The sequence below is a fragment of the Bartonella sp. AP57NXGY genome (assembly GCF_042195805.1).
GTDB lineage: Bacteria > Pseudomonadota > Alphaproteobacteria > Rhizobiales > Rhizobiaceae > Bartonella.
The window spans coordinates 6182-17655 of the sequence record NZ_JBHIOZ010000029.1; the positions used below are offsets into that span (position 1 = coordinate 6182).

Consider the following 11474-nt stretch of genomic DNA (forward strand, 5'->3'; position numbering starts at 1 on the left):
GAACAATGATATTTCTTATTCGTAAGATAAGCCCTTATAAAAAGGACAAGATATTGATTTATAATGATAATATATCGTTATTCATATTAAATAAGGTTTCGAATATCATAGGCTTCTCTTATTTTTAATATGTTTATGTTGAATCTATCAAAATCATTTGCTTGCACGAAACAAGCGGAATGAGTGTGTGGATAAAAATTATTGAGAAAGGACTTTTAAAATGCCTACAATGAACCGCCTAAAGTGCTAAGAATTGTTCAGTTATTGAGAACAGGCTATAATTATAATGATGATGCCGACTTGAACCTTCATAAGTATAAAAATAGCGGTACTCAACGAGTTTACCATTAATCATTCACGAGGCATTATGGTAAAATAAGATTAAGAAGCCTTAAGAAACATCTCTTTAAAACAAGCACATGAATTGGTAAGCTAATGGCATTCTACATCCCGCAATCTACACTGATGAGATATTGCCTTAATTTTTATAAAGCCAAATCAAAAAAAATGGCAAAACTCAGCGTTTATTCTTTCTCTTCTTCATGTTTTACCAAATGAAAAACTCTTATAAAAAACTCGTTAAATATACACATACGATATATGACTACTCGTTGAACGTATAAAATTCTGTGCACATCCATAAAACATCTAAATATCTACGAAACACATATAAAATAAAAAAATATTATTATCGTGCTCTATCAAGAACACGCTTACATTCAATGAGTTCAAACAGAATTTCTTGTAACAATGCTTTATCAGTTTTATCTTTGTAAAGATTCACAGAACCGACAGATGTTTCTCCCTCATTCCTCATGAAACTCAAAAGCCCAAAAGAAGATTTCTTAGGCTTATTGCTAGCATTTTCAGAAGTTTGTCCTGCATGTTTCTTCTCTATGACCACATTCATAGCATCAAGATCACCATTACCCAATGCAGTCACAAAAGCAACACCATTTTCTTTCAAAAGGCGTTGCACACCTTTTATTGTATAACCCTGATCATATAGTAACTGCTTGATACCATTGAGCAAATCAACATCGACCGGACGATAATAGCGCCTTCCTCCCCCACGTTTCATTGGTTTAATCTGCCTAAAACGTGTTTCCCAAAATCTTAAGACATGCTGCGGAAGCTCCAATAACTCCGCTACTTCGCTAATTGTGCGAAAAGCATCAGAGCTTTTATCCATTTTGTAACACCTTATTTAAAACAAAATAAATTACTTCACAATGACTCATTCTGTCTCAATTTCTCAACAAGATTAGTCAAAAATAAGACCATCATTGATACCTTACTCACCAGTCTTTTTCTAAAAAATAAAGACCCTTATTTTATACATTTCTTTAACAAATACCAAACATACCATGGCATTTATTTATGAGATATCATTTTTTCTGTTTTGCACGATGCGAATCTAAAATTCTCTGTTTAAGGACATTGGCAGCCTTAAACGTCACAACACGTCGCGGCGGAATCGGTGCTTCAACACCTGTTTTTGGATTGCGTCCAACACGTTCATTTTTACTGCGAACCTGAAAAGTTGCAAAAGAAGATAATTTAACCGCTTCACCTCTTACAAGTGAGTTGCAAATCTCATCCAAAACCAATTCGACTAAAGCTGCTGATTCAGTATGTGACAAGCCCACTCTTTTACAAACTACGCTCGCTAAATCTGCACGCGTTACTGTCTTACTTGTCATTATAACCACCTATTAAAATATTAAAAATTACAAAATGACTTATACGTTTTCTTGAAATATGGTCAAGTAGCCATAATTTACCAACGAATAAGAATTGCTCCCCATGTAAATCCACCTCCCATGGCTTCTAACATGATAAGATCTCCTTCTTTTATTTTTCCATCGCAAACAGCTGTTGTTAAAGCCAACGGAACTGATGCAGCAGACGTATTACCATGTTGATCAACGGTAATCACAACTTTATCTAGTGAAATTCCCAGCTTTTTAGCAGATGCTTCAATAATGCGCTTATTAGCCTGATGAGGTACAAACCAATCTAGTTGTGAAGAATCCATACCTGCAGCTGCAAAACAATCATCAACCACATCCGTTATCATACCAACAGCATATTTAAAAACTTCTCGTCCTTCCATACGCAAATAGCCTGTCGTTTGTGTTGTTGAAGGTCCACCATCAACATATAGCTTATCTATATAAGCACCATTAGAGCGCAATTTCGCAGACAATATACCACGCTCAAAAGCAATACCCCCCTCAGTTTCTAGTGCTTCCAAAATAACAGCACCAGCACCATCACCAAACAAAACACATGTCGTACGATCTTCCCAATCTAAAATTCGAGAAAATGTATCGGATCCAATAACTAAAATTCTTTTAGCCCCTCCACACCGTAAATAAGAATCTCCTGTTGTTAAAGCAAAAATAAAACCAGAGCAAACAGCTTGAATATCAAAAGCAAATCCATGGCTCATTCCCAAAGCATGCTGAATTTCAACAGCAGAAGCAGGAAAAGTACGATTCGGGGTGGACGTTGCTAAAATAATACAATCGATGTCTTTTATTGTTAAACCAGCATTTGTAAGTGCTGCTTGCGCAGCCTCAACTCCTAAAGAAACAGTTGTTTCATTTTCACTGGCAATATAACGTTGGCGTATTCCTGTACGCTGAACAATCCATGAATCTGACGTTTCAACAAACTTTGCAATCTCATCATTTGATAAACTTCTTTTCGGCAAAGCACTTCCTACACCACGTATAATTGACCGAATCATTCAGCTCTTACCTTTTCTTCAAATTTTTTATTTCTATTATAAGAGCTTATCATAAGGACTCTCCATTCATCACCGCTTCATCTTCTTGGTCAAAAAGTGTTGCTTTATTTTCATGAAATCGCCGTAAATCAGCCGTTATTTTTTGTAAAAGTCCATTATTAACCATTTTATAACCAACGCGGATAGCAGAAGCAAAACCATTAGCATTAGCACTGCCATGACTTTTTATAACAACACCATTCAAACCTAAAAGAACTCCTCCATTCACCCTATCAGGATCCATTTTATGTTTCAGTATACGAAAAGCACCCCGTGATAAAAAATAACCAAGAGATGTTAAAAAAGAACTGCGCATTGCAGAGTTTAAAATCTCTCCTATCTGTCGCGCGGTTCCTTCTGCGGTTTTTAAAGCAATATTACCAGAAAACCCCTCTGTCACAACAACATCGACTGTTCCTTTTCCAATGTCATTGCCCTCAACAAATCCTTTATATTCCAATCCTTCTAATTGCACTTCACGCAATATCATTCCTGCTTTTTTTATTTCATAAAGTCCTTTAACCTCTTCCACCCCCACATTTAAAAGCCCAACACTTGGTCTTTCAGTGTGATATAAAGCGCGAAACATACCTGCTCCCATAACCGCCAAATCAACCAACTGACTAGCAGAGGCACCAATTGTTGCTCCAATATCTAAAACAATACTCTCACTGCGCAGTGTTGGCCAGATACCCGCAATACCAGGACGTTCAGCCTCTGCAAGCATTTTCAAACAAAAATAAGACATGGCCATGAGTGCACCCGTATTACCAGCAGAAATGCAAGCATCAGCTTCACCATTTTTTACCGCTTCAATGGCGTACCACATTGATGATTTACCACGTCCATTACGAAGTGCTTGGCTTGGCTTTTCATCCATGCGTGTATAACTTTCTGTAGGGCAAAAGCGCGATACAGAATCCAAACAGGGATATTTTTTTAAAACCGGACGAACAGCCTCCTCTACTCCATAAAATAGAAAATAAATATTTGATAAATATTTTTGTACAATTGCTGCTCCTGCAATAGCTGCTTCTGGACCGTAATCACCGCCCATGACATCCACAGAAATTCTAATCACGCTTGCATATCCCACATCTTTTCATTTACATCTTTAAATACATATTATGATTTTTGGCTCCTGAATACTCACACAGCACATCTTGCGAAAATCGCTCCGCAGAAAATACCGTTTAGCATACAATAGATATTTTTTGTATGTTTCTACAATCACTTCCAATTTTTCAAAACAGAAAATGGAGAGAATTTTCGCTCTGCTTCTTCTAAATTTTCACCCATATTCATCTTTATCCCTTCTTTACGTGGATAATGATTAATAGACAACTCAAAAAACTCTTCCATGATTGCGCCAATATCAATTTTATCATCATAAAACACTTCAGGAGTATCAAGCCCCTCCACATCTAAAAACAATTCCCCTGTATCCTCTGATATTTGGGGCTTCATCAAATTTGAATCTTCAGGAACAAAAACAACCTCAATATTTTCACAAAGGATATTTTCTAATGGTTCTAATGTAACAACACATAACTGTAGTATACGCGCTTGCAACAGACCTTTTATACGCACTCCGCGTTTTTTCCACGGGAAAATATGGAATTTTCCCTCACAAGATTTTACTTCAATTAAATCATGGTTCTGGGCTAAATGTGTACATTCTTTTTTGTTTGCACAAAAATGAACCCTTATACCTTTAGCAGGTAGAGAACGTACAGATATTGGATAAGCCAAAGCAAATGTCATTTGAGGAACATTTTGAACATTCATTGACAACTCCCAAACATAAAAACGCGTAAAGCACTATGTTTTTATTTATCTCAAGTATTTATGCATTTTTTTCTTTTCTAAAGAAATTCTATATGGCATAATTTGCTTTATAACAGGGAAACTCAGTGTAAGCTACGGTAGATTAAGTTAAAATTAGAAAAAACTTGAGGTTGCCTTCTTGTCCTACATCTCAGTATAAAAAGGAGATACCATTGTTTCAAATGCCTCACATAATAGCCTTAATCAAACGTAAATTATTGATTGGTCTATCAATAGCAAGCATAGGAATGCTTGCTGGGTGTAGCCTTCTTGATTCTTCAGGTTCGAGCCAAATTTATAGAGAGGGCTATGTTCTTGATAAAAATGCTCTAAGTTCTATCTCTATTGGCTCAAGTCAAGAGCAAGTTCTTTTAACTTTAGGGACCCCTTCATTAAAAACAAAATATGATAATGAAGTTTTTTATTACATCTCACAGACACGTTATCGTGGGATGCAGTTTATGAAAACAAAGATTATTGATCGCAAAGTTTTAGCCATTTACTTCAATAAAAATAATCAGGTTGCAAAAGTTGCAAATTACGGATTACAAGACGGTCAAGTGTTTGATTTTATTACACAAACAACGCCAACTGTAACGAAAGAACATCCTTTCTTAATTCAAATTATAAAAGGCCCTGTGAATTTGCCACCCCATAACTAAATTATATAGTCTGCATACCGTTTCAATATTATAGGTCTGATAATATCAGATCTATAATAGGGATTTGTAGCTCTTAGAGGCGGACTTTTTTTGCCATACTGTCGAGAACTGCATTAACAAGTTTTGGCTCATCACCTTCAAAAAACGCCTTTGCTATGTCAACATATTCATTCATGACAACTGCAACGGGAACATCTTTACGGTTGATCAACTCCCATAAACCTGCTCGTAAAATTGCTCGCAATATAGAATCAAGACGTGAAAGAGACCACTCTGCAGAAAGCTGTTGATGAAGCAGCGGATCAAGCTGCTTTTGATCTTTTACAACACCCGTTATAATAGCCAAAAACCACTGAAAATCAGCTTCAAGATATTGATCTCCATCAATATCTTTTCCCAAACGATAAGCCTCATACTCAGCTGCCGTTTCCATCACCCCCGAACCCACGATATCCATTTGATAGAGTGCTTGAACTGCAGCGAGTCTTGCTGCTCCACGTTTATTGGCTGAACGCGGAAAATGTCTGCTTTTTATATCAGCCATATTTAACGATTATCTCCAAATCTCTTTTTTAGAGCGATCATACATAAAGCAGCTTCAGCCGCAAAACCACCTTTATTTTTATCATCTAGTTTTGCACGCACCCATGCTTGTTCTTCATTTTCAACAGTCAAAATACCATTTCCAATAGCCAAGTGCTGATGAACAGTTAAATCCATCAATGCACGACAAGAATCATTAGCAACAATTTCAAAGTGATATGTTTCACCCCGAATAACACAACCAAGAGCAACATAACCATCATACGATATCTTGTTTTGTTCAGCAAAAGCTATTGCACTTGGTATTTCTAATGCTCCAGGAACCGTTACAACATCATAACTTGCTTCAGCTTTTTGCAAAGTATTCACTGCACCTCTCAAAAGTGCATCAGAAATCCCCTCATAAAAACGTGCCTCAACAATCAATACGTGAGGCTTTTTACCTATCTCTTTCATCATAATGGAATTCCACAAAAAACGAATCAAAAAAATCAAAGTTATAAAGCATAAAATTCTGAAAACGATCAATAGAGTGTTGGCTTATTCATCTTCTCTTTTTAAAGTAAAAAGTTTTGCAGCATAACGAGCAAGTTGATCAATTTCCAAATTGACCCGATCTCCAATTTTAGCTTGTCCCCACGTTGTCATTTCAAGTGTATGGCGAATAATAAGAACATCAAAAACACAATCCTCAACACCATTAACAGTCAAAGATGTCCCATTAAGTGCAATAGATCCCTTATTAACAATGAAAGGCATAAATTGTCTTGAAACTTTTAAATAAAAGCGAATTGCATCCCCTTCATTTTTTTGATCAATGATTTCAGCCAAACCATCAATATGACCAGAAACTAAATGTCCTCCCATTTCATCACCCAATCGAAGCGAACGTTCCAAATTAACAAAAGTTCCTTTTATCCATTGTGCAAGATTCGTTAAACGTAATGTTTCTTCCCACGCCTCGACAACAAACCAATTGGAATCTTCTTGCTTTAATCCTCGCTCTACAATTGTCAGACAAATTCCTGAACAAGCAATTGACGCCCCAATTGCTAAGCTTTCTATAGCATAGCGGGTAGAAATCTTTAAACGCATCCCCTGCTTTAAAGGTTGAACATCTTCAACACAACCAATATCCGTTATAATTCCTGTGAACATAATGTCTTACGTCTCCACTTATAAAAACGGTCATTTCCAAACATTCTTGTCTCAATCTCATGAAACTGCGAGAGATAATTTCCAAAATGAGGGGCTTCAATACGATTTTTGCCTAAAACAATGGGGGTATGAAAACATATCAAATGATCAACACAACCAGCATTCAAAAATTTTTCCCCTGTCTTGACACCCCCTTCCAATAAAACACTATTAATCCCATGTTTATAAAGCATCTGTAAAAGAGCAAAGGGTTCTACACAACCATTGTTCATCTCGACCGAATAAACAGACACACCATATTGCTCCAATGCATTTTTTTTGCTTTTCTTTGAAATATCCACATCACAAATAACCCATGTAGGAATTTTTATGGCTGTTTGGACAACTTTTGCATCAAGGGGGATAGATAAATCTGCATCCAAAATAATACGAATTGGTGAGCGCATCTCCATCCCTGGCAAGCGGCAATTGAGTTGTGGATCATCTGCTAATATAGTACCAATACCAACGAGGATAGCATTATTTTGAGCACGTAGAATATGCGTATGGGCATGAGAAAGTGTTCCACTAATTTTTACGCTGCCCTTCTCTCTTTTTCCAACACCATTATCGGCAGAAATTGCCATTTTAAAAGTGACCGCACAGCGTTGTATCTTCCTTATGCACCAATGCGTCCATAAGGATTCAAAAGCCTCTTCAGCTAAAATGCCCTCAACCACTTCAATACCCGCCGCTCGCAAAAGAGCAATACCATGACCATCAACACGCTTGTCACAATCAGTCAGCGCAATAACAACTCGAGAAACACCTGAATCAATAAGCGCATTCACACACGGCGAAGTTTTTCCATAATGCGCACAAGGTTCTAAAGTAACATAAGCAGTCGCTCCTTGAGCCAAAGAACCTGCCATGTGTAAAGCTTGCACTTCCGCATGAGGACTCCCATGAATAGCTGTTACGCCATAGCCAACAATAAAAGCCCCCACAGCACCATTATCGTTTCGCACAATTAACGTACCAACGGAAGGATTCTCACCTGTAAGACCGACATGACGTTCTGCTAAACGAATAGCTGCAGCCATAAACCGTTCATCTTGCACTTTTTTATTCATCAAAACGAGATTCTGTATCCGCGATACCCTTTGACAATTCATCTATAACATCGTGAAAATCGCTTGCATTACGAAAATCTCGATACACAGAAGCAAAACGAATATAAGCAATATCATCAATTCTTTTCAATGCTTCCATCACAAGATGCCCAATTTTTTCTGAAGAAATCTCTGGTTCTCCCAAACTTTCAAGCTGGCGTACAATGCCAGAAATTGCTCGTTCAATATGATCAGGATCAATATTGCGCTTACGTACAGCCACATCAACTGATCGCATTAACTTATCACGATCGAAGGGTTCACATCGTCCACTTTTTTTAGCAACCAAGAGCTCACGCAACTGAACACGTTCAAAAGTTGTAAAACGACCACCACAAACGGAACACACACGGCGGCGGCGAATCACTGCCCCCTCTTCTGCTGGACGAGAGTCTTTGACCTGTGTATCCTCATATTGGCAGTAAGGACAGCGCATCCTTTGTATCCTTAACGAGTGCTAAGATAAGAGTAAAGAGGAAATTGATTCGTTATATCTTTTACCTTTTTCTCAACAGCCATTTCAACGGCATGATTATCTTCATCACTTTTTGCACTCCGAAGACCATCAAGAACTTCTGAAATCAGATGACCAACTTGAATAAACTCTTTTTCTAAAAAACCACGCGTCGTGGCAGCAGGTGATCCCAAACGAATTCCCGATGTTATAGATGGCGTTTCAGAATCAAAAGGAATGCCATTTTTATTGCAGGTAATATGAGCGCGTCCCAAAGCCAATTCAGCACGTTTACCTGTTAGATTTTTAGAACGTAAATCAACCAACAACAAATGATTATCTGTACCACCAGAAACAATATTAAAACCATTACCCTGTAATGTTTTTGCTAAAGTTTTCGCATTAGCGACAACATTGGCACTGTAACTCTTGAAAGAGGGACGCAAAGCCTCCTCAAACGCAACAGCCTTTGCGGCAATCACATGCATTAAAGGACCACCTTGAAGACCAGGAAAAATTGCAGAATTAATTTTTCTGGATAAAGCCTCATCATTTGTCAATATTAAACCACCCCGAGGACCTCGAAGCGATTTATGTGTTGTTGTTGTTACAATATGCGCATGTGGAACAGGTGAAGGATGCACGCCACCAGCAACAAGACCAGCAATATGAGACATATCAACGAGTAAATGAGCACCGATTTCATCTGCAATTTCACGGAATCTTTCCCAATCCCATAGCCGTGGATAAGATGAGCCCCCTGCTATAATAAGTTTTGGCTTACGTTCTTTTGCAAGCTGCTCAACCTCATCCATATCAATAATCTGATCTTCTTGACGCACACCATAGGAAACAACATCAAACCATTTTCCTGACATATTAACAGGTGAACCATGCGTAAGGTGACCTCCAGCATTTAAATCCAACCCCATAAATGTGTCACCAGGCTGAAGTAAAGCTAAAAAGACAGCTTGATTCATTTGGCTACCAGAATTAGGCTGTACATTCGCAAACGCAGCACCGAAAAGCAGTTTTGCCCTTTCAATAGCTAAATCTTCAACGACATCAACAAATTGACACCCACCATAGTAGCGCTTTCTTGGATAACCTTCTGCATACTTATTGGTTAAAACAGACCCCTGCGCTTCAAGGACCGCTCTTGAAACAATATTCTCTGAAGCAATAAGCTCAATTTCATGTTGTTGACGCTCAAACTCCCCTCTAATTGCGTCAAAAATTGCACCATCAACAGTTTGTAAATTATCATTAAAAAAGCGCTTTTGTGCGTCATTTTCTTGCTGAGTCATAAAACACATTCCTAACATAAAAAAATAAAGTCAAGGAACGATAACACAGCAAACCATGCAAACCAAACATTTTAAACTACTTACACTCAAAAATAATGAGGCAAATATTTATCTTATTCTTTGTTATAAAAACAGCGAAAAACTTTCCTCTCGAGAATAGTAAAAAATGAGATTACATTTCTTTTTTTACACTCTTATTTGTTTACACCTTTTACAAAAAATATCTATAATCTAAAGAAATTCAATAATTTAATGATTAAAAATAATTTATAATGTGAAAAGCTGAATATAATAGGCAAAGTTAATACGAAGGCAAATAAAAATGCTAACCAAAGTTTTTATTGATGGTGAACATGGCACAACCGGACTACAAATACAAAAACGCTTAGAAAGGCGTACAGATTTAAAACTACTCTCTCTTGCTCATAAAGATCGCCATAATGTTCATCTGCGACAAGACTATCTTAATCAAGCCGATATTGCTATTTTGTGTCTTCCAGATGATGCTGCACGCGAAACGGTTCATTGGCTTCAAAAAAATAAAAACATTAGGATTATTGATAGCTCGACAGCCCACCGTGTTGCACCAGACTGGGTTTACGGTTTTCCTGAAATGACAGCAGGACAAAGAAAGCGCATCCAAGCAGCACATTATATAACCAATCCCGGATGCTATCCTACCGGTGCCATTAGTTTGATTCGCCCACTCCGTGAAGCAGGACTGCTAGACGCCGATTATCCCATCTCGATTAATGCAATCTCCGGCTATACCGGTGGTGGAAAACAGTTGATTTTACAAATGGAAAATCAATCTCAACAAAATATTCAGGACAATTATTTTATCTATGGTCTTAATCTTGAACACAAACATGTGCCAGAAATTAAAATCTATGGACAAATCAATCAACCCCCAGTTTTTATACCAAGTGTGGGTCGTTTTCCCCAAGGAATGATTGTGAATCTTCCTCTGCATCGCCATTTATTCACAAAATCAGCAAACTGTTCTGATTTGCGCGAAATTCTCGCAAACCATTACGATGGACAAAATACCATTTTAGTTGCATCACAAGAAGAAACTGCTTCACTTCAAAGACTTAATCCAGAGTGTTTAGCCAATAAAGATGGTATGAAACTGTTCGTATTTGGAAATGATCGTGAAGGTATTTTTAATCTCAGCGCCATATTCGATAATTTAGGAAAAGGCGCATCAGCTGCAGCTATCCAAAACCTCGATTTAATGCTTTCAAGCGACTAAACCTCCCTACCCACAAACTTTTATTCAACAACGCGATAAGCCCCTTTTGTTGCTCGCCAATGTGCAACAACAAAACACAACACGACTAATGCCATACTTTGATGAATGAGCCCCAAACTTATCGGAACCTCATGTAACAGTGTTAAGATACCCAAGACTGCTTGGATAATAATCATAACACAGATAAGAAATGCACGACGAGAATGAGTTGAATGTGGAGCATTTTTTTGTACATAGAAAGCATGAATAGCCGAGGCAATCAATAAAAAATAAGCAAAAAACCGATGAATAAATTGAACCATTAAGGAATTTTCGAATAAATT

Annotated in this window: 14 protein-coding genes; 2 read left to right on the plus strand and 12 right to left on the minus strand. The window is 37.5% G+C overall.

Going from position 1 to position 11474, the window contains the following annotated elements; all coding sequences use genetic code 11:
* Nucleotides 1-688 precede the first annotated feature (688 nt).
* The 5 genes from ACFIL8_RS04735 to ACFIL8_RS04755 form a co-directional block, all read right to left on the minus strand.
* Complete coding sequence (locus ACFIL8_RS04735; RefSeq protein WP_375607116.1) at nt 689-1192, minus strand: MerR family transcriptional regulator; 504 nt, start codon at nt 1190-1192, stop codon at nt 689-691.
* Nucleotides 1193-1388: 196 nt separating this feature from the next.
* Nucleotides 1389-1703: an integration host factor subunit alpha gene (locus ACFIL8_RS04740; RefSeq protein ID WP_273791377.1), complete on the minus strand. Its 315-nt coding sequence runs from the start codon at nt 1701-1703 to the stop codon at nt 1389-1391.
* 77 nt (nt 1704-1780) lie between these two features.
* A complete protein-coding gene (locus tag ACFIL8_RS04745) occupies nt 1781-2755 on the minus strand; it encodes a beta-ketoacyl-ACP synthase III (RefSeq protein WP_375613058.1) in 975 nt (324 codons plus the stop codon).
* 49 nt (nt 2756-2804) lie between these two features.
* Nucleotides 2805-3875, minus strand: coding sequence for a phosphate acyltransferase PlsX (gene plsX, locus ACFIL8_RS04750; protein ID WP_375613059.1), 1071 nt, complete (start codon nt 3873-3875; stop codon nt 2805-2807).
* A gap of 149 nt (nt 3876-4024) precedes the next feature.
* On the minus strand, nt 4025-4582 hold the full coding sequence (locus ACFIL8_RS04755; RefSeq protein ID WP_375679305.1) for a DUF177 domain-containing protein: 558 nt from the start codon (nt 4580-4582) through the stop codon (nt 4025-4027).
* Between the two features lie 221 nt (nt 4583-4803).
* Between ACFIL8_RS04755 and ACFIL8_RS04760 the strand changes: the two genes are divergently transcribed.
* Nucleotides 4804-5283: an outer membrane protein assembly factor BamE gene (locus ACFIL8_RS04760; RefSeq protein WP_375611591.1), complete on the plus strand. Its 480-nt coding sequence runs from the start codon at nt 4804-4806 to the stop codon at nt 5281-5283.
* 73 nt (nt 5284-5356) lie between these two features.
* On the opposite strand, the gene nusB is transcribed toward ACFIL8_RS04760, so the two are convergent.
* The 6 genes from nusB to glyA all read right to left on the minus strand — a co-directional run bounded on the left by nusB (nt 5357) and on the right by glyA (nt 9896).
* Nucleotides 5357-5827, minus strand: a complete 471-nt coding sequence (gene nusB, locus ACFIL8_RS04765) for a transcription antitermination factor NusB (protein ID WP_015856452.1) — start codon at nt 5825-5827, stop codon at nt 5357-5359.
* A 2-nt stretch (nt 5828-5829) separates the two neighbouring features.
* Nucleotides 5830-6285, minus strand: a complete 456-nt coding sequence (locus ACFIL8_RS04770) for a 6,7-dimethyl-8-ribityllumazine synthase (protein ID WP_375611572.1) — start codon at nt 6283-6285, stop codon at nt 5830-5832.
* 81 nt (nt 6286-6366) lie between these two features.
* Nucleotides 6367-6984: a riboflavin synthase gene (locus tag ACFIL8_RS04775; protein WP_375611571.1), complete on the minus strand. Its 618-nt coding sequence runs from the start codon at nt 6982-6984 to the stop codon at nt 6367-6369.
* Nucleotides 6966-8096: a bifunctional diaminohydroxyphosphoribosylaminopyrimidine deaminase/5-amino-6-(5-phosphoribosylamino)uracil reductase RibD gene (gene ribD / locus ACFIL8_RS04780; RefSeq protein WP_375611590.1), complete on the minus strand. Its 1131-nt coding sequence runs from the start codon at nt 8094-8096 to the stop codon at nt 6966-6968. Before ribD ends, ACFIL8_RS04775 begins: the two co-directional genes overlap by 19 nt.
* The gene (nrdR, locus tag ACFIL8_RS04785; RefSeq protein WP_375611570.1) at nt 8089-8571 is read right to left on the minus strand and encodes a transcriptional regulator NrdR; all 483 of its coding nucleotides are present in this window, start codon (nt 8569-8571) and stop codon (nt 8089-8091) included. Before nrdR ends, ribD begins: the two co-directional genes overlap by 8 nt.
* Nucleotides 8572-8582: 11 nt before the next feature.
* On the minus strand, nt 8583-9896 hold the full coding sequence (gene glyA, locus ACFIL8_RS04790; protein WP_375629389.1) for a serine hydroxymethyltransferase: 1314 nt from the start codon (nt 9894-9896) through the stop codon (nt 8583-8585).
* Between the two features lie 322 nt (nt 9897-10218).
* Between glyA and argC the strand changes: the two genes are divergently transcribed.
* A complete protein-coding gene (argC, locus tag ACFIL8_RS04795) occupies nt 10219-11151 on the plus strand; it encodes an N-acetyl-gamma-glutamyl-phosphate reductase (protein ID WP_375613064.1) in 933 nt (310 codons plus the stop codon).
* A 20-nt stretch (nt 11152-11171) separates the two neighbouring features.
* Here the strand turns inward: argC and ACFIL8_RS04800 are convergent.
* On the minus strand, nt 11172-11474 hold a 303-nt coding region (locus ACFIL8_RS04800), incomplete at its 5' end, for a COX15/CtaA family protein (protein ID WP_375689026.1).